The sequence below is a fragment of the Thermodesulfobacteriota bacterium genome (assembly GCA_034189135.1).
In the GTDB taxonomy this organism is placed as follows: Bacteria; Desulfobacterota; Desulfobacteria; order Desulfobacterales; family JAUWMJ01; genus JAUWMJ01.
Genome location: JAXHVO010000051.1, coordinates 44,070 through 67,657 on the forward strand (window position 1 = coordinate 44,070; position 23,588 = coordinate 67,657).

The following is a 23,588-nucleotide window of genomic DNA, read 5'->3' on the forward strand; positions in this document are numbered from 1 at the left end:
ATAACCCACCACCGGGGAAATAATATTTATTACCGCGTCTGCCTTATAAATACGCGGGATTGGCCTAAGGCCGCGAGACCTTATGCCGCATTATTTCTTTTTACACCCTTCCAGGCATTCCTCATATGCAGCTTCACAGGCAGCCTCTTTAAGCTCATTCTTTTCGGCTTTTTCCTTACACTCTTTTAAAGCCGTTTCACAGGCAAGTTTGCAGGCAGCTCTTTTGGGTGAAAAACCCATGTAAAAAACCGAGCCAAAAATAATTCCCAGAACAAAAAATATATATAAACCCTTTTTCATGATTCCCTCCTTTTTTGGGTGGTTGATTGCCGGCTATTCTGTATCTTCAGGCCAGGCATTTTCGCCTTCCTTAAACTCAAACAGATAAGCGTAGACTTCTAAAATTACCATTTTTCAAAAGTCTCGCAGCATAAAGAGAAAATGGACATGGCTATTTCTCCAATTCTTGCTTAACTGCCAGACCTATTCTTTCCAGAGTAATCGGTTTTTTTATATATCGACCTGCGCCTAATTTTTGGGCTGCCTTTACCTCATCTGTTTCCGCAAATCCACTGACGATAACCGCCTTTTGACCGGGGTGAATCTGTATAATCTTTTCGTATGTCTGACGGCCGTTTAGGCCCGGATCCATAATCATATCAAGCAGGATTAAATCCACCGAATTTTTTTTCAAATATTCAACCGCTTCTTCACCACTGGAAACGGCTTTGGTTTCATAACCCAATGTATCCAGCATGTTACAGGATATTTCTTGCTGGCTTTCCACATCATCAACCACCAGGATGGTTTCACCATTTCCCTGGTAGTCTTTGATGGGTATGGATAAAGCCTTATCCGATATTTTATCTCTGGTTATGGGAAAGTACAGCTCAAATGCGGTGCCGTTTTCGTCCGTGGCTACATCTATATAGCCTTTATGATCCTGCACCACATTCCAGATAACCGCCAGACCCAAACCGGTACCGCTTCTTCCCATGACCTTCTTGGTATAGAAAGGCTCAAATATTCTCTCAAGGTCATCTGACGATATTCCAGGACCATTGTCCGAAACAGACAGAATGGCATATTCACCGATGTATACATCATCATATCCCTTCAGAGGCCGGTCTATATAAAGGTTCATGGTTGATATGGTCACGTGGCCGTCTCCTTCGATGGCTTCCAGTGCATTTGACACCAGGTTCATCAGCACCTTTTTGAGATGAATAGGTGAACCACTGATGTTAAATAGGTTTGTATCCAGGCGGGTCTTGACCGTGGCGGTGGGATAAAATTGCTTGAGCTTCTTAAACTCGGGAGAATGCAAGTACTCACCGACCAGATCATTGATATCCAGGGGTTCTTTTGTGATGGCCACGCCTCTTGCCACGGTTAACAAGTCCTGGACAATGGCAACCGCACTGTGCCCGGAATTCTGTATGGTTTCAATGGGCTTTCTGAGCTTGCTGTCTTCTGGTAGATCCATTAAAATCAATTCCGGATAGCTGACAATCCCGGACAGCACGTTGTTTAAGTCGTGGGCAACACCCCCGGCTAAAAGTCCTAAAGACTCCATCTTTTTTGATCTTGCCAGCTTTTCTTCACTTTCCCGCAACGCTTTTTCCGCCTCTTTAAGCTTGGTCAGGTCAAAGATGTATCCGATTAAACCGGGTGTGATACCATCTTTGGTTGGCCTTGCGTTAATAAAGCCGTGATAAGTACGGCCGTCCTTTCGCTGGATCAGATATTCAGCACCATCGGCATACATCCCCTGCAAAATCTGTTTAGACAAAGTTAATGCTTTATCATGGTCCTGCGGAGCGATCACTTGCAGCATATTTAAGCCGGCATCAATATCTTTTTGATTAAAACCGGTTGATTCTAAGGCAGCCTTGTTGGCAAATACGACATTTCCCTCGTTATCCAGTTCGAACATGGCCATGGGCAATAGCTCTGTCAGCAGTCTGTATTTTTCCTCGCTTTCTTTAATATTTTTTCTGGATTTGTACAGATTGGAATACAGTTTATTGAACTCCTGGGAGAGAATACCGATCTCGTTTTTTGAGTAATTCCAATCCATCGGTGCATTTTTAGACCGGATATTGTGTACAAGCCTGGATAAGGGGCGGAGCGAGTATCTAAGCGTTAAGACTATCAAAATCAGAGCCGCCAGGAAAGCCGTGAGGTAGAACCGATTGATAAGACTGACCTTCTCTTTTGCTTTAGCCACCACGTCGTCTTTTGGCTGTTGAACCACCACCCCCCACCCGACGGGTTTTATCGGTTGATAGGCCGCAATCCAGGTTTTTCCCTCATATTCGTAGTCTATCATGCCAGATTCACCGTACATGAGGCGAACAACCGGAGGGTATTTGGCATAATTGTAAGCAGTAAAATGCTCGAAATCGAGCTTTATTTTCGGGTGGCCAAGCAACCAACCATGGTTGGACACAAGGTACATGTATCCATTCTTGCCAATAGCTCGGGTGGTGACTATATCGCCCAATGTGTTCATTTGGGACAGGACGAATACACCTCGCAGTATTCCGATCGTGTCGCCGCCGGTATTATGTATCGGGGTGGAAAATCCGCTGACCAGGGTGCCGACCTTCGACTGGACGATGTCTATAAAAACGGTACGATTGATTTCAAGGGTTTTATTCACCCAGTCCATGTTGTGAGAAGGAATTTCATCGCCCACCATCCATGGGCGCTTGGGATAAGACACCCATTTCCCGGTGGTGTCCAGCACGAAGTAGTAGTTGTAAAATTGGGACACCGCGTTCATTTCACCAAGCGCAGAATCCAATCTGGCTTTCTCCATTGAGACAATCGAGGGGATTTTGGAAAGTGCCTCCAGTTCCAATCTGGCTTTTTTAATTGAAGACTTTATGTTGGTAGCGAATTCAACGGCCAGCACTTGCTGACTATGCCCCGCGTCGAGGATTTCATGTTCCTGCATCAAGGGCATCAGATATAGCTTATTGAACAGCAGAGACATCCCGAAGACAGCCAAGAGTATGGCAAGGCTTCTAAACTGGAGGGAGTGGATATTCATTTAGCGTATTTCACCGTATTTTTTTTGGGGGGGGTAAGCCAAATCCTGTTTTAGCTTTTGAAAGTATGCTTAATGTATGCTGCTATCGATATCAGGTTTTTATGGTTGAAGTCTCTGGTGTGATTGAAACCGGTCAAGCTTTTAAATCGGCTTAATCCTGCTTGCCCCAATGTTCACATCTTCTAAAGTCCATCTTATTAACTGTATCTTATCGCAAAAACTTCATCAAAGCAAGAGGTTCAGCAAGTCCTGTTAAAGCGCCGATTGGTGTTAAGGGTATGAATCGAGACAGTTATATTATTTTCTTCCAGGGGATATGAACTGAATCGGTTGCAGCGTGTCCGGATATTTGGGATAAAGTCCATCCGTTGCTAAACAATATAAAGGGACGGTCTATCCCAAATATCCGAACACTGCGAAAAGAGGTAATAGATGACCCACATATCACCTTACAGAAAAAAATATAACCGTTTCGATTCACAGCTGATTTTATATGTGACGTGCCGTCAGGGCATTACTTTCCGCCAAACCGGGGTGCGAAACTTGAGTATCTTATTTATGCGAATAAGAAAATCAGCAAGATGATCCATGGCAAACAATTTATTGTAGCAGAGGCAGGCACAGGACAGCATGGCTTGAAATGTGGAGTTCACCCATTGGGGTGATGGGCATGGCAACAAAGGGAATAGATGAAGGTGATGAAATATAAGGGGTGTGAAGCAACCGAATATTCAGGCATAAATATCAATCACTCTACCCACAGATTTTGCTTTTAGAAGTTTAACTGTATTTGAAATATTATAGGTAAGGGTGTGCATATGCGCAAGGCTTGGGCGAAAATATGAGCACTGAAAGGGTTGATTTTTTTTAAAAAAGACCGGTGGATCCTGTTTGTATGGGTATGTGCGTTGCGGTGCCTGAGATATATTTCTCGGTGTATGATAAATACTGGGCAAAAGGCTGTGGTGGTGAAATACTCGCATCGGATGTCACTTTTTTTCGCCTTCGCCTGATTGCCCTAAACTTGCCATAGGGATGAAAGGCAAGGTGGCTTACGCGGTGGCTCCATAGAGCGAAGGCGGGTTAGGCAGCGTGCGAATTCAATTTTGAAAATCCGTCACTCTCTGCAGGAGATTCAGTAAATAAAATATATAAATGCATAAGTGATGCCAAAAAGGTAATTGTGTAACCAAAAATGTAACAAAATCTTTAATAACAATTAGTTATATCTATTTTAAGGTAAAGCCGTCCGTACACATACATAACGATGACGCTGACTTTGTGGGGTCAATTACCTAGAACTGTGAAAGATTTTGCATAAAACCGGTTCATAAAAAAAGGCCATTGATAAGAAACTCCCCGATCAATTAACCCACTTTAAAAATTGCACACGTGCTGACTCCGTGCGCGTATAATTCACCATGCTTATTTTTCAGTTGGCCCTCAGCTGTTGCCAATCTTTTTCCTATATGTATCGGCTTTGCCTCACAACGCAAAACTTTAGTATCGGTAGTTACAGGCCGGATGAAATTGACTTTAATCTCAATCGTGGTGCAAGTCATTCCTTTGGGAAGGGTTGAGAGGACTGAAGAAGTCATTGCAGTATCAAGCAATGTTGAAAGTATTCCGCCATGAACCGTGGCAAAAGGATTATAATGGTACTCTGCGGGATGAAGCTCAAACACGGTATAGCCATGATCTACCTGGAAAATATGGTAACCGATGAGATTCGCAACCGGTGGTGGACTAATCTTGCCATCCTTTATGGATTTAAGATAATCCAATCCAGACATCGAAGCAACGGCCTCTTTCTTATTCAGTTGGGGATCATCCCAGTATATTGTTCTTTTTCTTTCCATATCACTCCTTGTTTGCTCGTTACAGAACGCTGAAATCCATGGTGGCCATCTCTTTAACCGAACGAATGATGCATAATTTAAGGTTAAACCGCAATTTTTCCGCCGGGTTCATGCGGCTGATTACAGCCAGGCCATGAGCTCGCTCAACGCTGTTGAACTTGTTAGATACGGTTCATTGGTTGTGATTGCCCTTGTTTGTGTTTCCTGCAGCAACCTGCGCAATGACCAGGAATTTACAGCGGGGTTGTGGGGGGATGGATCGCCCGATACATGGCCCCACATATGTTGAACCGCATTGCGGATTCCACCCTCTTTCGGGGGTGTTCTTAATAACTCAGTCAGAAGTACAGCCAACCCGGAGAAGTTCCTCCTGGTATGAGAGACCTGGCGGCCGATTTTTTTGTACTGACTCGGATCACGGGCAAGGACTGAATACTTGTGATGGCTCCAGAGTTGCTGCTCATTCTTCGGAAGTGGTATGCGGCCCGGTTCTTTGTTGGCGTATTTTTTTTTGAGCAGTTGAAATTGTCGGTCCGGTTGATCCAGGTAGGTTGCCGGCCAGATGCCATTGTTGGAGCGGGTGGTGACGGAAGATTTATCAGTGAAACCCCTCAATGCCATTTCACACGTCAATTGTCTGTGGCGCTGCCTGAGGGCCCAGCCATGACCGATCCAGCGGATCGTTTCGGGATGCCTGGAGTAACCCTTTTTCCCTTTGGTGATAATTGATACCACGCCGTGAAGCTCACGATGTTCACCCAGCAGGCTTTGCCGGTTTAAATATCCTGGATTTATATCCCAAATTCGCATTGAATCCCTTATGGTGAATTGCCGGCAAATGCTAGTCAAACAAATACCGGGTAATCATTTCCGATAATTGGGTGATGAGTCGATGTTCTTCGATTTCCGGTTTGTCGATCTTTATCATATGTACCACAGATTCAACCGCACTCACCACGATAACGGCGGCAGCTTCCACATCGGTCACCCTCAAGTTGCCGTCATATGAGCGAAGACTTTGGATCACATAGTGCAAAATCATCTGTTCTTCTTTTTGTCTCACTTTGGCCACATCCGCATCCATATAGCGCATGGCCGACGTCTGGCGATGGAATTCCGGTGAGTATTCGTGGGCTTCAATGGCCCGGAAAATCAGCTGATTGACCACAGCCTGTTTGTCTTTTCCTGCAAACAATTGGCCCTGGTGGGGGGCCAGGACTTTGGAAAATATTTTGAGGCTGTATTGGGTCAGGTTTTCGATGAACAACGCTTTTTTGTCGGTAAAATAGCTGTAAAAACTGCCGATGGAAACACCGGCGGCTTTGGCGATTTCCTTGGAATTGGTATGGTAGTATCCTTTTTGTGAAAAGAGATTTTCTGCGGCAGCAATGATGCGTTGGCGGGTGGCTTCACTCCTTTTTTGCTGTGGTGTACGAATATTTCCCATAATATCAATATACTCCGATTATATTACTTTAAACATATCATAACAGTCACCGACCGCACAAGAAAAAATGAACTTTAGTTCATTTTTTTGTTGACAACATGAACCAAAGTTCATATTTTGGATATAACATTGATTGATGCAAGAAAGGAGATAGCCATGAGTATAGGTGATGTTTTACTGGGAAATAGAATAGACCGCATGCCGAACGTTGCTTTTCACCTGATGTCTTTGATGTTCAAATTAATGAAAGTGTTTTTTTCCTATGAAAAAGCGATCGACCGCATGGGGATTCAAGAGGGGATGACGGTGGTCGATTATGGCTGTGGACCGGGAAATTATATCTTGGGTGTCGCTAAAAGATTGGGCCGTCACGGCAAACTCTATGCGGTGGATGTCCATGAACTGGCGGTTAAAGCGGTGGACAAAATAATCAAGAAAGAGAATCTCATCAATGTGGAAACCGCATTGGTGCAGGACTACCGATGTGAAATACCCAACCATGTGGCAGATCTGATTTACGCCATGGACATGTTTCACATGGTTAAGCATCCGAACCGATTTCTGGTTGAACTGCACCGAATTTTAAAATCAGACGGCAGGCTGATCATCGAAGACGGCCACCAACCCAGGGAAAAAACAAAAGACAAAATCAACCAAACTCGAATATGGAAAATTGTCGAGCAGGAGAAAAGATATTTGGTGTGCAGACCGGTTTGAAAAGCCTGTGTTGAATATGGACGGCTATTGTTTGACGCCGCTGAAATAGAGCAGGGCACCGTTCCGGCCGGGAACAATTTCAAACCCGAATCCATTCTTCTGAAGTATGCTTGCAAGTTCATCTTCCCGGTAAAGTTTTCCTCTAATTGTACTTTCGGGCTTACTCCTTTCCGGCACCGGTACGGAGCAAAGGAAGATGGAACCTGCAGTTAGCACTCTGTGCGCCTCTTGTATTACCCTTTCAGTATGATCAAAAAAATTCAGTGACAGGATGCAAAGACACAGATCAAACACTCCATCATCGAACGGCAAATCATCCGCACTGGCCACATAGAATTCGGCGTCCTTAAACCCGGCGGAGCTGAAGCGGTCGACCGCTTTCTTCAGCAACCCCGTACTGATATCGGTTCCAGTGTACTGATTGTCCTTGTCTAGAAAATTAATGGAGCTGCCGCTCCCTGTGGCCAGTTCAATCACACGTTTACCGTGAACATCTTTTAGCTTCCGGAGAAGAATTTGGTGATGTTTGGTCATATCGCCATCAAACTTGTGGGGAAATATCGAATTTCTCATAATGTAGTCATAAAGAAACGAAAAACAATCTCCAAGCCAGGGCTTGAAGCGCTGAGGCTTTCCGTTCGTTCCGATAACGTAATTCAAACCATTCTTTTTGACGGTTTGCCTGTCCTTGTTTAACATGTTCAACATCTCCTTTTCATCGTCGACCAGAAGAAAACTCAATGAATTCATAGTTATTTTTGTTCGGTTGAATGAAAAATGTTACGGATTTTTCCCAGCCATTGCAGATGCAAGCGTATGTTTTTGCCCTAAAAGGAAAGCAGGGCCTCTTTAATGGGATTAACGAAAGCAAAAAAAATACTCGATTTTTTTCGTAATGAACGGCGATGCAAATTTTCAAACATTTCTTCCCTTAACCCTCTTGAAATTTCCAGCTGTACACCTTTTCCACTCTTGCATCTGTTGCAGATGTTTTCCGGTTTGATTCCCCGAAGTCCCGTTATTTCGCTGATCACAGCGTTAAATCCGTCTGCCCTTAATGCAGACATTATTCTTTGTTTTAGCTTGTGGTTTTTACCTCCGACAAAAACCATGTCGCCCCTGTTTCTGGCGCCGTGAATTGTAACGACAATGAATGCATTTTTCGAAATCTGCAGTCCGATGGGTTCATCAAACCGGTTGCTGGTGATATGTAATAGTTTATTCCCCGTTTTTTTAATACCTTTAAAGGCATAAAAGGTAAAATCGCTTCCGGCTAACGCATCTGCAATGTCTATCGTTCCGGGTTCGATGCCTCCGCCGTGGGGCGCCATTATGGCAATTTTAGCATCAACTTCACGATATAAAATAGTGTAGTCTTCATCTTCTCTCTCATGTTGTTCCAATTCAGCGAAATTTTTATATTTGTCCATTACGGTCACAAAAAGTATTCTATTCGTTTTTATAGCACATCGACAGATGCAACGGACAAACTGGAGCGAGGCGGAAGGCTGCTCTATGGAAAAAATGGTTATGATTTTACCGTGAATCCATAATTATTGAAGTATCTTGTCCGCGAAATTGTAATTTTTCAAACCATTACAGTTTGGTGCCTTTTAACAATTTTTCAGCGAAGTGACGCCCCGTATGGTAGGCTTCATCCAGATAATTTTGATGATTCAGGATATCACCCTCGAGGTCGAGACCACGATAACAGAGCGATTTTTCCAGCTTCATATCAAGCGTGTCCATAAAATAGCGCATACTTAAAATGGCACCGTCAAACAATTTTTTCCCCTGAGTCGCTCCAACTGAAATAAAAATGCCCCTTCGTGAAAAATTTCGGGACGAAGGTGGGATTTTATCAATCCAATGCTGCTTCACCCACAAAGACTGGCAGCGGTCCATGAATGCTTTGGTATGTGCGCTGACTGCATAGAAGAATATCGGACTGGCAATGATCAATCCCGGTGCCGCCAAAATCTGCTCGATTACTAGTTGAAAATCGTCCTGGATGACGCATTTTCCTTGTTGTTTGCAACCATATATTTCCAAGCAGGGTGAAATTTTTAGGTCCCGTAATACAAATTCCTTAACCGTTGCTCCCGCATCATGAGCACCTGAAACGGCTTTTTTTAAAAGGGTAGCTGTATTGCCATTTCTGCGTGGACTTCCATATATAGCGACGATATCAGTCATAACACAAAACTCCATATGATCGTTCCGCAGGAACAAAGATTATATGTTGTGATACAAAATTATGTTTATGATAGAAAATACAATTATTTTTCTGGTAAAGTCAAAGCAAAACAATTTGATAATCTTTGCTTCAAGACGGATATGCCATGGTGGTTTTTAACGGTGAAGAGACTGAAGATGAATCCGCAGAAAAAAATTGGCGCAATTTTTCAGGGAAGAAGGTGAAATAGTATAGGTTCTTTAATTGGCCGAATGGCCAACAGCTATCTATCCCCATAGAAATGGGATAGATAGCATTGTCTGTTTCCTGTTGCCGGGAAAAATGACTCAAAAAGCGGAGCCCAGTCGCCTATTCTGCTTCTGCCCGTGCTTTAAACGCCTCATACCGTTCCATAAGCTCTTCTTGGATCCGGGCACGAAGCTTTTCCGATTCTTGCGGAAAGGTTTTTTCCAGGGAGGCATACCTTACCTCACCACTCAAGAATTCCTGGAGAGTCCCATCCGGTTTTTTGCTGTCGAAAATAAATGGGTTCTTTCCCTGCGCTTTTAATACCGGATTATAACGATACAGGGGCCAGTAACCCGATTCAACTGCCAGTTTTTCTTCGAGCTGGCTTTTGCCCATTCCTTTTTTAATACCGTGGTTGATACAAGGTGCATAGGCCATGATCAAGGACGGCCCGTCATAACCTTCGGCTTCGATCAGCGCTTTCATCAGCTGGTTTTTATTGGCGCCCATTGCCACGCTGGCCACATATACATAGCCGTAACTCATCATCATGCTCCCCATATCCTTTTTGGCTGTCTTCTTACCCGAAGCGGCAAACTTTGCCACCGAACCGGTTGGGGTCGCTTTGGAAGACTGGCCGCCGGTATTGGAATAGACCTCGGTGTCCAATATAAGCATATTAATATCTTCTCCGGAAGCCATGACATGGTCAATGCCGCCAAAAGAAATATCATAGGCGCTGCCGTCACCCGCAAAAATCCAGTATGATTTTTTGGTGAACAGCTTTGACATTTCGTTAATTTCACTTAAGAGGGAATGATCCTTGTATCCGGGAAGTAAAGCTTTTAGCTGGTCTCCATATTTTCTTGATCCATCCGGATCATTCATATTTTCCAGCCACCCGGACATGGCATCCTTTACATCCTGGGAGACGTCGGACTTAAGGGCTTCCTGCATCATATCGGCCAGTTTGGTGCGTTGATGGGAAGCCCCTAAAAACATACCATAGGTAAATTCCGCCGGATCCTCGAACAGGGAGTTTCCCCAGGTGGGTCCAAAACCGTCCTTATTGACACAATATGGAATTGCCGGGGCTGATCCGCCCCATATGGAAGAACATCCGGTGGCATTTCCGATTACCATCCGCTCGCCAAAAAGCTGGGTAATAAGTTTGGCATAAGGTGTTTCTCCGCATCCTGCACAGGCACCGGAGAACTCAAGCAACGGCTGGTAGAACTGGCTACCTTTAACCGAAGTTCTCTTAACCAGATCGTCGCGAACAGGAAGTTTAACCGCATATTCATGGTTGGGAACCTGAACCTCAGTCTGTGTTTCAAGGGGTTTCATTACCAGAGCGGGCTTTTTGGCCGGACAGATGTCCGCGCAATTGCCACAGCCCAGACAGTCTAACGTATTTACTTGTATGCGGAAGTGATAACCCTTCAGTTCTTTACCAATCGCTTTTTTGGCCTCAAACCCCTGTGGCGCATCGGACAGTTCCTTATCGGTTAACAGAACCGGACGGATGGCTGCATGAGGGCAGACCATGGAACACTGGTTGCATTGAATGCAGTTATCGATATCCCACTCCGGGACCAAAATGGCCACACCCCGTTTCTCATATTGCGAGGTGGCCACAGGAAAGATCCCATCGGGCTTGAAGGCACTCACCGGAAGCTTATCTCCCTGCTGGGCCAGTATGGGGCGCATGACATTAGTGACGAATTCAGGCTCATCCTTGGCACCCAACTGCTGTTCCGCGCCATTAAGCCAGGATTCGGGGCACTTTATTTCCACAAGATTATCGAGAGAATTGTCTACTGCGGCAAAATTCATGTTAACGATCTTATCTCCCTTTTTACCGAACATCTTTTTAATCTGGTCTTTGAGATAAGCAATGGCATCTTCTACAGGAATGACATTGGCCAGTTTGAAAAAGGCGGTTTGCATGATCATGTTGATTCTGCCGCCCAAACCAATCTCGGATGCAATTTTAACCGCATCTATATTATAAAACTTTATTTTCTTTTTAACCAGGGTACTGCGCATGTGGGCGGGGAGTTCTTTTTCCATGTCTTCCGCCGTCCAATGCGAATTGAGTACAAAGGTTCCCCCTTCTTTGATTCCTTCGAGAACATCGTAAGTATGCACATAGCTCGATTTATGGCAGGCAATATAGTCTGCGGCATCGATAAGGTAGGTGGACTGAATCGGGGTTTTGCCGAATCTAAGGTGGGAAATGGTTACCCCCCCCGATTTCTTGGAATCGTATGCAAAATACCCCTGGGCATACATATCGGTATGGTCGCCGATAATCTTAATCGCACTCTTGTTGGCCCCGACGGTTCCGTCCGCGCCAAGACCCCAGAATTTACACTGAACCGTCCCTTCAGGGGCAACGTCAAATCCCGGTTCTACTTTTAAAGATGTGTGGGTGACGTCGTCATTGATCCCTACGGTAAAATGGTTTTTGGGTTTATCCGAAGCCAAATTGTCAAAAACCGCCTTAACCATGCCCGGGTTGAACTCCTTGGAGCTTAGACCGTAACGTCCGTTAACGATCAATGGCACTTCGTTGCGTTCGAAATAAGCCGTACACACATCCAGATACAGCGGATCTCCCGGTGCTCCCCTTTCTTTTGTTCGGTCAAGGACCGCAATACGTTTTACCGTGGAAGGAAGGGCTTTAAACAGATGCTCAGTAGAAAAAGGACGGTACAAGCGTACCTTTACCAGCCCGACCTTCTCACCCTGACCGGTCATATAATTGACCACCTCTTCGATGGTTTCGCAAGACGAAGCCATTGAAATGATTATATTTGTTGCATCGGGGGCTCCCACATAATCAAACAGGTTGTAGGGGCGACCGGTCAAATCACTGACCTTTTTCATGGCTGCTTCAACGATCCCCGGAACCTTTAAAAAATAAGGATTTGCCGCTTCTATTCCCTGAAAGTAGATATCGGGATTCTGAGCGGTGCCCCTAAGTTCCGGTCTTTCCGGGCTGACCCCCCTGGCGCGGAATGCTTTAACCGCATCCTGGTTTACCAGTTTTGCCATGTCATCATATTCGATCATTTCCACTTTTTGAATTTCATGGGACGAACGAAATCCATCAAAAAAGTGGATGAAAGGAACGCTGGCCTCAATGGCCGAAAGATGTGCAACCAGTCCCAGATCCATAATCTCCTGAACCGAAGCGGATGCGATTTGCGCAAAACCTGTCTGGCGAACCGCCATGACATCCTGGTGATCGCCGAAAATAGAAAGTGCATGTCCTGCCACGGACCTGGCAGTGACATGAAAAACACCGGGGAGGATTTCTCCTGATATTTTGTACATGTTCGGAATCATCAACAGAAGACCCTGGGACGCGGTAAATGTAGTGGTTAAGGCTCCCGCAGCCAGACTGCCGTGCACGGCTGCTGCGGCTCCCGCTTCGGACTGAAGCTGGCGTACCGTCATGGTTTGGCCGAAGATGTTTTTGAGGCCATCGGCCGCCCACTCATCGCACATCTCTCCCATGCCGGAAGAAGGCGTAATCGGGTAAATGGCGGCAGCGTCACTCATTGCATACCCCACATAAGCCGCCGCTGTATTGCCATCGATTGTTTTCATTTTTATTGCCATGGTACTGCTCCTTATTATATAGATTTATCTGCTATTTCATTATGTTAAAAAAAGATTTGCCTGCGCATGCCAATGACCTGAATTTGTACCGCTTGTCATAAATATGTTCCGAAATATGGAATTGCGGTATAAGTGGTTGTAGAAAAAAACGTTTTGATAACGGAACGTTTTTTTGACAACCACTATAAAAACTTGATCATGGCTGTTCAACACGCCATAAATAAGATTTGTAGAACCAAAGGAATTTTATTATTTCAACAGATATGATTTGTAAAGGAAAAAAGCGTTATCAAAGGAGATTTTCAAAAAAATCATTCCCCTTGTCATCCACTAGGATAAATGCGGGAAAATTTTTAACCGTTATCATGAATATGGCTTCCATGCCCAGTTCAGGATATTCAATGGTTTCAACATTTTTGATGCATTCTTTTCCCAGTCTCGCTGCAGGTCCCCCAATAGAGCCAAGGTAGAATCCGCCGTATTTTTGACATGATTCGGTGACCACCTTTGACCGGTTTCCTTTGGCCAGCATCACCATGGATCCACCTTGCTCCTGGAAAATCGGTACATATGGATCCATGCGTCCTGCGGTGGTCGGGCCGAATGAACCGGAAGGATATCCCGGGGGCGTTTTTGCCGGGCCGGCATAATAGATAATGTGATCTTTGATATATTGAGGCAGGCCTTCCCCCCTGTCCAGGCGCTCCTTTAGTTTGGCATGGGCGATATCCCGTGCCACCACGATTTTTCCTGACAGCAAAAGGGGTGTGGCCACCGGATATTTGCTAAGGATGGCCCGGATTTCATCCATGGGTTGGCTTAAATCTACTTTAACCGCATCATCATCGCTTGCTGCCTCAGGCTCAGGCAGATATTGTACCGGGTTGGTTTCAAGTTTTTCCAGGTAAATGCCATCTTTGGTTATTTTGGCTTTTATATTCCGGTCCGCGCTGCAGCTGACACCAATCCCGATGGGGCAGGAAGCACCGTGCCTGGGCAGGCGTACCACCCGAGTATCCAGGCAAAAGTATTTTCCGCCGAACTGTGCGCCGATTCCGAGCTGTTGAGAAATTTTTAAAATTTCATCTTCCAGGCCCGTGTCCCTGAATGCATGCCCGGATTCACTGCCTTTGGTGGGAAGTTTGTCCAGATAACCGGCACTGGCCAGTTTTACGGTTTTTAAATTTGCTTCCGCCGAAGTCCCACCCACCACAAAAGCCAGGTGATAGGGCGGACAGGCCGCCGTCCCAAGGGATTTCATTTTTTCTTTCATGAAATTCACCAGGTTTTCCGGGGTAAGGGTGGCCTTGGTTTCCTGGTATAGGTAAGTCTTGTTGGCCGATCCTCCTCCTTTGGCAATAAAAAGGAATTTATAATCATCGCCCTGGGTGGCATATAGCTCGATCTGAGCCGGAAGATTGCATGCGGTATTTTTTTCATCATACATCGTCAGCGGGGCGTTTTGAGAATACCGCAGATTATTTTTTGTATACGCCTTAAAAATCCCCCGTGAAATTGCTTCTTCGTCCGCAACGTCGGTCCACACCTGCTGCCCTTTTTTCCCTATCACAACGGCGGTGCCGGTGTCCTGGCACATGGGAAACTCACCTTCTGCTGAAATAACGGCATTTTTCAGCATTTCAAGTGCCACATACCTGTCGTTATCGCTGCTTTCCGGGTCATGTAAAATATTTTCCACCAATTTTAAATGAGACGGCCTCAGTAAGTGGGCCACATCCTGGAAAGCCTGTTCAGCAAGAAACTCAAGTCCTTCGGGAGCTATTTTTAAAATTTTACTGCCTTCAAATGATTTTACTGAAACATGTTTTTGAGTTAACCGACGATATTCGGTGGTGTCTTCTCCAAGGGGAAACATTTCCTGGTAGGTAAAATCCATCATCTAAACCTCTCCTATTTGTAACTGTCTTATTGGTAAGCCTTTTCAATTGCCTTCTGTACGGCGTTCATAATCACTCTGCTACTGTTGGTCGCTCCGGAGATCGCATCAACCTTGGTGGACTGTTGGGCTAAGATTCTTTGGGGAATAATCTTGTCCGTCTTTCTGCCTATCCATGAGGCGGTATGCTTTACCAGCGCCACATCGGTTATCCGGCCTTCTGCAATGGTAACCTTTACCACGACCTTATTGAATCCTTTGCGGTATTCCCCTTCATAAACACCGTTTTTTAATCCTTGAGGGTCAACCGGTGCGCCCGTCAACGGCGCGATCTGGCAGCTGGCGGAACTTAGAATCATACCAACGGCGATAATAATCAGGGAGCAGGATTTAAAAAGATTTTGCATGAATACCTCCAATCTGACCATGATTACCTGAATGATATCCGAGAGTCTCCAGCGGTGAAAAATTCAGGGGTCAGAGCATTGGGTTGGTTGGTGGTCGCTAGTCACTTCTCTGAAGGGACATCTTTATCCGGCGGGAAGGGCTTCACGCCCAATATCGACGATAATCTGTTCATTCAGAAGCTCTTCAAATTGCACATGCACACTGCTTTCATCAAAAGGCTGAAGGTGAACGGCCACGATCTTACCGTTGCAGTTGATTTTGTGCTTGCCTGACTGGTTTTGGTAAATAGTTTGAATGTTTATCCAGGAGTCTAACAACTGGCTGGCATCTTCTTTTTTATTAATCTTAAACCCATAACTGATACCACCTGCCGAAATATCAAACAGGGATACCTTATAGGGTCTCCTTAGCGGTTTTCCCAATTGGTCTAAAGGCTGAACCAGGGCATTGCTGGAGAACTTAACCCGCTTATGCCCCCTTAACTGCAGCCCTGATTTTTGTATCAACTCGCCCACGCTTTCAAACGAGTTGGAAAAAACTCTCAGTTTATTTTCAATACCGGGTTGATTTTTCTCCCACTCGGTGAGAATATTTTTTTCCAGAAAAAACACTTCCGCATCCGTGATGGCGACCAGAGAAGTGGTACATACGGTAAAGGAGAAAAACGCTCCGTCATTTGCCAGGTTACCGGGTGTTAACTCTTTCAAAACCGCTTCCTGCAGTCCGAAGCGATCGTAGTATACCATTTGAAGTCGGCCACTTTTGATAAAATAGATGTTTGAATCGATCTGACCCTGTTCAAAAACAGGCTGACCCGCTTTAATTGCTTTCCTTTTCATGGCAAAATAGAGGGCATTGGCTTCGTCCTTGGTAAGGGTTTCAAAAAGTTTGGCATATGTTTGAATAAAGTTTTCATCCATGGCCTTGCTTTTTTCTTCTTCAATGATTTCGCCTGAACGGACAATTTCATTTAACGCCATGGGGGCAACTTCATACAGCTTTTCTCTGAGTTTTTCCGCCCGTGTAAAATCGTTTTCCTTAGAGGATGCGGTGATCATTTCCAGCAAAACTTTTGCGGCATTTTCCTGATCTCCCTGCTCAACATAGTGGTCCACCATTTTTTCCTGGTCTGAAATATCGCTTTCCGGTGGCAATTTTTCTTTCTTTTCGGCGGAGATATCCTCTTTTTGGGCAGGTGGTTTTATTTCGGCTTTGTCTTTCTTTTGTTCTGTTGCTGAACCGGTGCTTACTGGAATAGCAGCCCCGCAATGTTTGCAAATCTGAGCGGGAGACTGGCTGAGACCACATTCCGGGCATTCTATCCACTTGCTTTGTTGCTTGCTTGCTGGAGGGGTTTCTTTTTGTACAAAAAATTTGGTCTGGCATTTTTTACATCTGGAATAAACACCCTTAGCCGGAATTCTGGCATCATCGACCCTGTATTCGGTTTTACAGTTCGGGCACTGAATGTTCATGTTCGACCCCCTTCAGCGGTGGGATAGGAAATCAGACCTTACGAGACCATCAAAATCCGGACTTTTAGCTACAATTTTTCAAACACCTATATTATTACATGATTTTATGAACTATATCAATGTTTTTATAGGCGAAATTTCGATTTTTGTCGGTTTTTTCTATCTGCGGTAAGCCGCCTTCAAAGGCAACCGGATTAAATTTGCGTTTGTTCTTTAAGAAATTTAACATTATAAATAAAGGTCATCTCCCGATTAGTTGTAGTTAATTCAGACAAGGCAGGTGAATCATCTTCAAATGAGTCGGTGTGGTTCCAGAGGGCTCAAGGGGCCAAGGATTCAAGGGCTCGAGTGAAATACTAAAGAATTACAAGGCAGGGAAAGGAAACCAAGAAATGAATAAAGAGATCACCATTATTGCACAAAAAATGCGGGAAACCGATAAAAATGTTATTTTCACCGGTGCCGGCATATCCACTGAAAGCGGCATTCCGGATTACCGCAGTCAGGGTGGAATCTGGGAAAAATTCCGTCCGGTCTATTTTGATGAGTTCATGTCATCCAAAGAAGCTCGGATTGAATACTGGCGTCGATGGTCGCAACTCTATGACGATTTGGCACAGGCAAAACCCAACCCCGCTCATTTGGCTGTAGCCGGACTTTATAAAATGGGACTCCTTGAAGCGGTGATCACGCAAAATATTGACGGGTTGCACCAGCAGGCAGGCCTTCCGCACGATAAAATAATCGAACTACACGGCAGTACCCGCAGGATAAGGTGTATGCGTTGCAGCAAAATATCCTCCATCCATGAAGCCAAAAAGCGCCTGGATGAACAAGATCTTGCGCCGGAATGCGAGTGCGGCGGTTACCTGAAGCCGGACACCATATCTTTCGGACAGGCCATGCCCGTAGATAAAGTCGAACAGGCGATAAAACGTTCTAAAAACAGCCATTTCTTTATGGTGGTGGGCTCGACCCTGGTGGTTCAGCCTGCGGCACATATGCCGGTCTATGCTAAAAACAACGGGGCGTTTGTTGCCATGATCAACCTGTCTGAGACTCCGTGTGATGGGATATGCGACGTACGAATAAATGGAAAAGCGGCAGAAGTTTTGCAAAAAATCACTAATGCAATACAGCAAAATGGTCGATAATAGTTATGATTTAGAGTCACCTTAAAATTAAAGATTATGGACAACACGCAACACCACAACGCTTTTTTAACTTTTCGGGTAGGACCTTTTTGCTTGGCTGTTCCGGCAGTGGACGCGGAAGCGATTATTACCATGCCGGAAATCAGATCCGTGCCGCTTACCCCTGCCTCTATATCAGGCGTGTTTTCCCATCGCGGTAAAATTACAGTGGTGATCAGCCTCAAACGTAAATTCGGCCTGAAGGAATCGGACGACCGATCGGCTGGCCAGCTGATTATATCACGCCTGAATTCGGGTTTGAAGGCCTTTCGGGTGGATGAAGTGCTGGATATTATTCCTGCTTCAGGTTTAAATTTCAGCACGTTGCCTGCATTTGGCCGGATCACCGCATTCGACAAATTTGCAGTCAAACATGACGAAATCATTTTACGCACCGATTTCGAACTTCTTTTCCGCCTGGAAGAATCAAAGGAAGTTGCCGATTCGCTGAAAAACTTAACCAAAACGCTAAAACCGGAGCCGGATTCTGATCAACCTGTGTCTGATGAAGATGTACCTATATCAGAACCCCACTCTCAAACAACCCCTGAAGAGAATAACGGCATAGAGCCCCCCCAGCATTCAGACAGCGGTGACTCTTCTCAATCTGACGGCAATCCTGCAGACACTCACCCTGAAGAGGTTTCAGCACAAAAAGCTGGGGCGGTGGATAAAAGGGCTTTATTAAAACCGAATCGCAGGCCAGTGCGAAAACCAATACCCTATAAAGCACGACCGGCTCAAAGAAAAACCCCGAATGGATACGGATTACCCCCGGACCGCCAAGACGCCACCCAACCGCCCAAAAGAGTCCTGCGGCTGGTGGTTGCCGCTATGGTGATCCTGGGTATTATTTTCGCATCCATGATATGGCTATGGCCGATAAACGATAAGGATCTCAAGGTGGCTTATGGGCCGGTGAAACCGGCGGAAAATCACAGCCGGGATGTTTTTACCCAGCCCCCTGATTTTTCTCAACAAGAGGTAACAGGTGATACTTCAGAGATAGTTGCGGATACCGTTGAGGTATCCGAAGATAAGAATGATGAACCAGTTAAACCAGAGGAACCTGAGGCGGTGGAACAGATACCGCTGAAAACGGCAGAAAAAACTTTCGAGACAGTTGAAAAGGATAGTGCGGATTTTACCGCGCCACCGAAAAACAAGGAAATCCTGAGAATCGATACGGACGATTTTACCCTGACTGTTGAGCGGCCGCAGTCGTCAAAAACAGAACCGGCGGTGCCACCCGAGCAAAAGACGATTGATGAAGATTCACCCCCATTGAAAACGGATGAACAATTCCCCCGCAAAACCCAACAAGCACCGCCGGAAAAAACAGATCAAACCAATTCAGCGCCTGCGGCAGCGGGAAATATGGAAATTATACACATCGTGGTAAAGGGCGATACGTTGTGGGATATTTCTGCAAAATATCTGGGTGATCCTTTCCGCTATCCGGAACTGGCAAAACTGAGCCGAATCAACGATCCGGATCTGATTTACCCCGGCGATCTGATTCGTATCACCAAAAAAAAGCAGACCGTTTAGCAAAAAGCCGAATTTACCACTGGCGACAGGATGCTCACAGAAACAAACGGTTAATAAAACAAAAACTTCTCAGCATTTTCTGATAACTCATTGATTAACTCGTAAGTTCAATTTAGACGGTTTCGAAAAAAGTATAACCGATGGCTAAACAGAAAGTTTCATATACAAGGCACAGTGGTTTTTTAGAGACGAGGCAATACAAGTAGTATGCCGAGTGTCTAAAAAACCGCTGTAACGCAGTAGATGGTACTTTCTGTGACGCCATCAATGTTCATGGGGAATCTTTTTTGCGAAGATATAGGAAAAGGAGAGCGCCGCAGCCAATCATGGCGGCACACAGCAGCTGACCCATGGAAAACGACCAGAAGATATATCCCAGGTGAGTATCCGGCTGGCGAAAATACTCGATAAAAAATCGAACAACGCCATAGCCAATCAGATAGAAAGCCAGCATGGCGCCGGGCGGTTTTTTTATCTTGCGGATACTCCACAAAACCGCAAACAGAAAGATTCCTTCGAGAAAAGCCTCGTATAGTTGTGAAGGGTGCCGAAGCCCGGTCCCGGGTGCAAGGGGAAAGTACATACCGATGGATGAAGAGGTCGTTCTGCCGAACAATTCACCATTGATAAAATTCCCGAATCGGCCGAAAGTATATCCCAGCGGAATAGCGGCAATATATAAATCCGCAATCTGCCAAAAGCTTAAGCCCGCCCGGTGAGTGTATAGCCACGTACAAAAGACCACTCCGATCAGACCGCCATGGTAGGACATCCCGGATATGCCGGTAAAGGTCATTCCGTTGGAAAATTCAAAAGGCAAAATAATTTCAAGCGGATGTCTAATATAGTAGGAAAAGTTGTAAAAAATGACATATCCCAAACGGGCGCCGATAATCAATCCCACCATCATTAAGGTGGTGAGGTCTTTCACCTGGTCGGAAGTGATATCAAAGTCCTCTTCCCGTTTGATGCGGAAAAGAACCAGAAAAAAGGTAATGGCAAAAGCAACCACATACATCAAACCGTAATACTGCAGCTTGAAAGACCCGATGCCAAATATCACCGGATCAATGTTTTCCGGGAGGTGCTGCCACCAGATTATAAATTCATCCATCATTGGTTCCGTTTCCCCTTAAGACCTTCCAACTGTCCCGTTTTACCAGGGTTTCCAATCCCTCCTGGCAATTGTTGAATTAACCAACGCATGATAATGTAATATAGTCATTTAATCTTTTCAATTGAAATTTACGGACAGTGTGATAAAATCATAAATCATAATGCGTGTAAATTGATTCTGCCAATCCGATAGGACTGCTCAGTTCTTTTGATGCTCTTCTCAGTTGATTAATTTGCTTTTTGACTTCATGGAAGCCATGCGGTTACAAAAAAAGGAACCTGTGGCTTATTCAACGTCAGGTTGAAAATGAAAACGCTCATATCCAAAACTTTAGCCATCCTCAGCACTTTATATTTCACAACGATCTACGCATCTGTCGATGCAAATTCATGGCCCGGAAAAGCGGCAGGCGTTCGGGAAACGTGCCAAACAGTTTACGTCCGGGATGGTTTTTAATAAAAGCGTGAACGTGAAACCGGTCACGAAAGATCGATATGGCAGAACCGTTGCATGGGTAAATTGTAATGGAAAAAGTCTTAATGAGAACCTGTTAAAAGATGGGCTTGCCTTGCACATCAAGAGATATTCATCCGATAAAAATCTTGCAATAATGGAAAACAAAGCACGTCAAACAAAAGCCGGGCTTTGGATAAATCCGAAAGCTCAGCCTCCTTGCAGAGTCGTGAAAATATTCCGGAATTTATAGAAACATTTGCAGGAGATGACCGCCATATTGTGGATTATTTAACAGAGGAAATAATTAATCTTCAGCCGGAGCATGTGCAGAATTTCTTACTGCAAACAGCTATTCTCAATCGTTTATCAGGACCACTCTGTGATTCCGTTACCAGTCAAAAAGGCAGCCAGGAAATATTGGATGACCTGGAAAGAGCAAATTTATTCATTATACCATTGGATAATAAGCGTCAATGGTATCGCTATCACCATCTTTTTGCCGATTTGCTTCGGCAGCGATTGCACCGGACACATGGTGATCGTATGCATGAACTACACAAGCGGGCAAGTGAATGGTACGATCAGAATGCGTTTGGAGAGGAGGCCATAGAGCATGCGTTAATGGCTAAGGATTTCAAACGAGCAGCACGTTTAATTGAAGAACTTACCGAAGCCATATGGCAGCGTGGTGAACCGGCCAGGCTGTTTCGGTGGATAGATGCTCTGCCGGATGCATATGTGATTTCGAGGCCAAATCTTTGTATCGCGTACGCTTGGGTACTAGCAGTAAGTGGTAAACAAGCAGCCGCTGAACGGAGCTTGCAGACGGCTGAAAAGATCATTCATACTACTAATATGGATAAACCAATAAAGCCAAAAGGTGAATCAACGAGCCTATATTCTTTAAAGAACAGAGAGCTGCAAGGTAGAATAGCTGCGATTCGTGCGCATATGGCAACTGACCGGGGGGACGTAAAAAGTATCGTTAAGTTCTCGGAACAGGCGCTTAAACTCCTTCACAAGGAAGATTCAGCATGGCGCGCGGGTGTTGCGATTTCATTAGGCATTGCGAACTCGCTTCAAGGAGACAGCATATCAGCCATTGAAGCGCTCTCAGAAGCGGTAGCCGCAAGCAAAGCCGCAGACAATATTAATTTGTATCTGATAGCCAATTTTTGGTTGGTGGTTCGACTGAAATATAGTGGCCAACTACCGCGAGCAATTAAACTTTGTAAGCATTTATTGAAAGTCGTAAACGAAGAGAAATTGTCACATACGACAATAGAAGGCGCGTTATTCGGTATTTGGGGAGAAGTTCTCTACGAATTGAACGAACTAGATGAAGCCTTACATTATGTAAGAAAAGGTCTTATACTGTTGGAACATGGACAATATGTCGGTAGCCTTGGTTGGGCCTATTACGGCCTGCTGAAAATTTTGACTGCCAAAAATGATCTCCCCGGCGTCGAAGAATCAATCAAGAAAATAGCGCGATTAGAGCAGGAATCTGAGGTTCCTTCTTGGGTTACTCACCCGATTGAAGCCTGGAAAGCTCGGATATGGCTAATGAATGGCAACATAGACAGAGTTTTAAAATGGGCGGAAGAACGCGAATTAAAATTGGATGACGATCTGACGCCCATGCGCGAAACTGAGCACATTATGTTTGCACGAATTCTCATCGCCCAGGGCCGACTGAATGATGCTATCGGATTGTTGGAACGTCTGAGCAAAGAGTGGGAAAAGGGCGGTAGAAGTCTAAATCAGATCGAAACACTGCTGGTTAAAGCTTTGGCCCTGCGGGCACAAAGGAAAATAACTGAAGCCTCGGTCACCCTTGGGAAAGCGCTATCAATAGGCGAACCCGGAGGTTATATCCGCATCTTTTTAGATGAGGGCCCCCTCATAGCTGAATTGCTAGAAAAAGTGCTTGATACAAAGGTTGACGTTCCACGTGCGTATGTGAAAAAGCTGCTATCAGCATTTAGGCTAAACAAACTAATTAAAACAGATGATGGTCTGGTTGAACGGCTGAGTGAGCGTGAACTGGAGGTACTGAGACTCATTGCTGCCGGACTATCCAACAATAAAATCACAGAAGAACTTTTCATCTCATTGAGCACCGTTAAAACCCACCTCAGGAACATCAATAGCAAACTAAACGTTCATAGCCGCACTGAAGCTATCGTTAAAGCAAAAGAGTTGGATCTATTATAGTTAGATTGATGGTTTACTATTTAGTGTCTGAACGACAATTGAAAACTGTTTGAATTTACGATGTAAAATCGCATAGAAGTAAAACGAAGATTTTCCAGAAAATGCATAATTTACTTGCATTGGCAACTCGTTAAAGGT

General features: G+C 45.0%; 17 protein-coding genes. 4 read left to right on the plus strand and 13 right to left on the minus strand.

The window, feature by feature from the left end; translation table 11 throughout:
- Positions 1-90: 90 nt before the first annotated feature.
- The 5 genes from SWH54_07320 to SWH54_07340 form a co-directional block, all read right to left on the minus strand.
- Positions 91-300 carry a hypothetical protein gene (locus tag SWH54_07320; GenBank protein MDY6791060.1) on the minus strand — a complete coding sequence of 70 codons (210 nt, stop codon included), beginning with the start codon at positions 298-300 and terminating at the stop codon, positions 91-93.
- Between the two features lie 151 nt (positions 301-451).
- The gene (locus SWH54_07325) at positions 452-3,058 is read right to left on the minus strand and encodes a cache domain-containing protein (protein ID MDY6791061.1); all 2,607 of its coding nucleotides are present in this window, start codon (positions 3,056-3,058) and stop codon (positions 452-454) included.
- A gap of 1,367 nt (positions 3,059-4,425) precedes the next feature.
- Positions 4,426-4,917 (minus strand): PaaI family thioesterase, encoded by a 492-nt coding sequence (locus tag SWH54_07330; GenBank protein MDY6791062.1) that lies wholly within the window; start codon positions 4,915-4,917, stop codon positions 4,426-4,428.
- A gap of 120 nt (positions 4,918-5,037) precedes the next feature.
- Complete coding sequence (locus SWH54_07335) at positions 5,038-5,727, minus strand: DUF1722 domain-containing protein (GenBank protein MDY6791063.1); 690 nt, start codon at positions 5,725-5,727, stop codon at positions 5,038-5,040.
- Between the two features lie 31 nt (positions 5,728-5,758).
- A complete protein-coding gene (locus tag SWH54_07340; protein ID MDY6791064.1) occupies positions 5,759-6,364 on the minus strand; it encodes a TetR/AcrR family transcriptional regulator in 606 nt (201 codons plus the stop codon).
- A 156-nt stretch (positions 6,365-6,520) separates the two neighbouring features.
- Here SWH54_07340 and SWH54_07345 point away from each other — a divergent pair, with 156 nt between their 5' ends.
- On the plus strand, positions 6,521-7,081 hold the full coding sequence (locus SWH54_07345; GenBank protein ID MDY6791065.1) for a methyltransferase domain-containing protein: 561 nt from the start codon (positions 6,521-6,523) through the stop codon (positions 7,079-7,081).
- 24 nt (positions 7,082-7,105) lie between these two features.
- On the opposite strand, the gene SWH54_07350 is transcribed toward SWH54_07345, so the two are convergent.
- From SWH54_07350 to SWH54_07380, 7 genes are all read right to left on the minus strand, one after another.
- Complete coding sequence (locus SWH54_07350) at positions 7,106-7,831, minus strand: class I SAM-dependent methyltransferase (protein MDY6791066.1); 726 nt, start codon at positions 7,829-7,831, stop codon at positions 7,106-7,108.
- A 77-nt stretch (positions 7,832-7,908) separates the two neighbouring features.
- Positions 7,909-8,511: a poly-gamma-glutamate hydrolase family protein gene (locus SWH54_07355; GenBank protein ID MDY6791067.1), complete on the minus strand. Its 603-nt coding sequence runs from the start codon at positions 8,509-8,511 to the stop codon at positions 7,909-7,911.
- Between the two features lie 166 nt (positions 8,512-8,677).
- Positions 8,678-9,277 carry a flavodoxin family protein gene (locus SWH54_07360; protein ID MDY6791068.1) on the minus strand — a complete coding sequence of 200 codons (600 nt, stop codon included), beginning with the start codon at positions 9,275-9,277 and terminating at the stop codon, positions 8,678-8,680.
- Between the two features lie 349 nt (positions 9,278-9,626).
- Positions 9,627-13,136 carry a pyruvate:ferredoxin (flavodoxin) oxidoreductase gene (nifJ, locus tag SWH54_07365; GenBank protein ID MDY6791069.1) on the minus strand — a complete coding sequence of 1,170 codons (3,510 nt, stop codon included), beginning with the start codon at positions 13,134-13,136 and terminating at the stop codon, positions 9,627-9,629.
- A 289-nt stretch (positions 13,137-13,425) separates the two neighbouring features.
- Complete coding sequence (locus SWH54_07370) at positions 13,426-15,036, minus strand: fumarate hydratase (protein ID MDY6791070.1); 1,611 nt, start codon at positions 15,034-15,036, stop codon at positions 13,426-13,428.
- Between the two features lie 26 nt (positions 15,037-15,062).
- Entirely contained in the window at positions 15,063-15,440 is a 378-nt protein-coding gene (locus tag SWH54_07375; GenBank protein MDY6791071.1) for an FMN-binding protein, read from the minus strand.
- A 123-nt stretch (positions 15,441-15,563) separates the two neighbouring features.
- Positions 15,564-16,916: a zinc-ribbon domain-containing protein gene (locus SWH54_07380; protein ID MDY6791072.1), complete on the minus strand. Its 1,353-nt coding sequence runs from the start codon at positions 16,914-16,916 to the stop codon at positions 15,564-15,566.
- Positions 16,917-17,308: 392 nt separating this feature from the next.
- Here SWH54_07380 and SWH54_07385 point away from each other — a divergent pair, with 392 nt between their 5' ends.
- The gene (locus tag SWH54_07385; protein MDY6791073.1) at positions 17,309-18,070 is read left to right on the plus strand and encodes an NAD-dependent protein deacylase; all 762 of its coding nucleotides are present in this window, start codon (positions 17,309-17,311) and stop codon (positions 18,068-18,070) included.
- A gap of 36 nt (positions 18,071-18,106) precedes the next feature.
- Positions 18,107-19,660 carry a chemotaxis protein CheW gene (locus tag SWH54_07390; protein MDY6791074.1) on the plus strand — a complete coding sequence of 518 codons (1,554 nt, stop codon included), beginning with the start codon at positions 18,107-18,109 and terminating at the stop codon, positions 19,658-19,660.
- Positions 19,661-19,931: 271 nt separating this feature from the next.
- Here SWH54_07390 and lgt read toward each other — a convergent pair whose 3' ends face one another.
- Positions 19,932-20,777 carry a prolipoprotein diacylglyceryl transferase gene (gene lgt / locus SWH54_07395; protein ID MDY6791075.1) on the minus strand — a complete coding sequence of 282 codons (846 nt, stop codon included), beginning with the start codon at positions 20,775-20,777 and terminating at the stop codon, positions 19,932-19,934.
- A gap of 645 nt (positions 20,778-21,422) precedes the next feature.
- Here lgt and SWH54_07400 point away from each other — a divergent pair.
- Complete coding sequence (locus SWH54_07400) at positions 21,423-23,450, plus strand: LuxR C-terminal-related transcriptional regulator (GenBank protein MDY6791076.1); 2,028 nt, start codon at positions 21,423-21,425, stop codon at positions 23,448-23,450.
- Positions 23,451-23,588: the final 138 nt, after the last annotated feature.

Excerpts from the sequence above, each read along its gene's own strand:
- SWH54_07320 (MDY6791060.1), bottom strand. The coding sequence starts at position 300 with ATGAAAAAGGGTTTATATATATTTTTTGTTCTGGGAATTATTTTTGGC.
- SWH54_07325 (MDY6791061.1), bottom strand. The coding sequence starts at position 3,058 with ATGAATATCCACTCCCTCCAGTTTAGAAGCCTTGCCATACTCTTGGCT.
- SWH54_07330 (MDY6791062.1), bottom strand. The coding sequence starts at position 4,917 with ATGGAAAGAAAAAGAACAATATACTGGGATGATCCCCAACTGAATAAG.
- SWH54_07335 (MDY6791063.1), bottom strand. The coding sequence starts at position 5,727 with ATGCGAATTTGGGATATAAATCCAGGATATTTAAACCGGCAAAGCCTG.
- SWH54_07340 (MDY6791064.1), bottom strand. The coding sequence starts at position 6,364 with ATGGGAAATATTCGTACACCACAGCAAAAAAGGAGTGAAGCCACCCGC.
- SWH54_07345 (MDY6791065.1), top strand. The coding sequence starts at position 6,521 with ATGAGTATAGGTGATGTTTTACTGGGAAATAGAATAGACCGCATGCCG.
- SWH54_07350 (MDY6791066.1), bottom strand. The coding sequence starts at position 7,831 with ATGAATTCATTGAGTTTTCTTCTGGTCGACGATGAAAAGGAGATGTTG.
- SWH54_07355 (MDY6791067.1), bottom strand. The coding sequence starts at position 8,511 with ATGGACAAATATAAAAATTTCGCTGAATTGGAACAACATGAGAGAGAA.
- SWH54_07360 (MDY6791068.1), bottom strand. The coding sequence starts at position 9,277 with ATGACTGATATCGTCGCTATATATGGAAGTCCACGCAGAAATGGCAAT.
- nifJ (MDY6791069.1), bottom strand. The coding sequence starts at position 13,136 with ATGGCAATAAAAATGAAAACAATCGATGGCAATACAGCGGCGGCTTAT.
- SWH54_07370 (MDY6791070.1), bottom strand. The coding sequence starts at position 15,036 with ATGATGGATTTTACCTACCAGGAAATGTTTCCCCTTGGAGAAGACACC.
- SWH54_07375 (MDY6791071.1), bottom strand. The coding sequence starts at position 15,440 with ATGCAAAATCTTTTTAAATCCTGCTCCCTGATTATTATCGCCGTTGGT.
- SWH54_07380 (MDY6791072.1), bottom strand. The coding sequence starts at position 16,916 with ATGAACATTCAGTGCCCGAACTGTAAAACCGAATACAGGGTCGATGAT.
- SWH54_07385 (MDY6791073.1), top strand. The coding sequence starts at position 17,309 with ATGAATAAAGAGATCACCATTATTGCACAAAAAATGCGGGAAACCGAT.
- SWH54_07390 (MDY6791074.1), top strand. The coding sequence starts at position 18,107 with ATGGACAACACGCAACACCACAACGCTTTTTTAACTTTTCGGGTAGGA.
- lgt (MDY6791075.1), bottom strand. The coding sequence starts at position 20,777 with ATGATGGATGAATTTATAATCTGGTGGCAGCACCTCCCGGAAAACATT.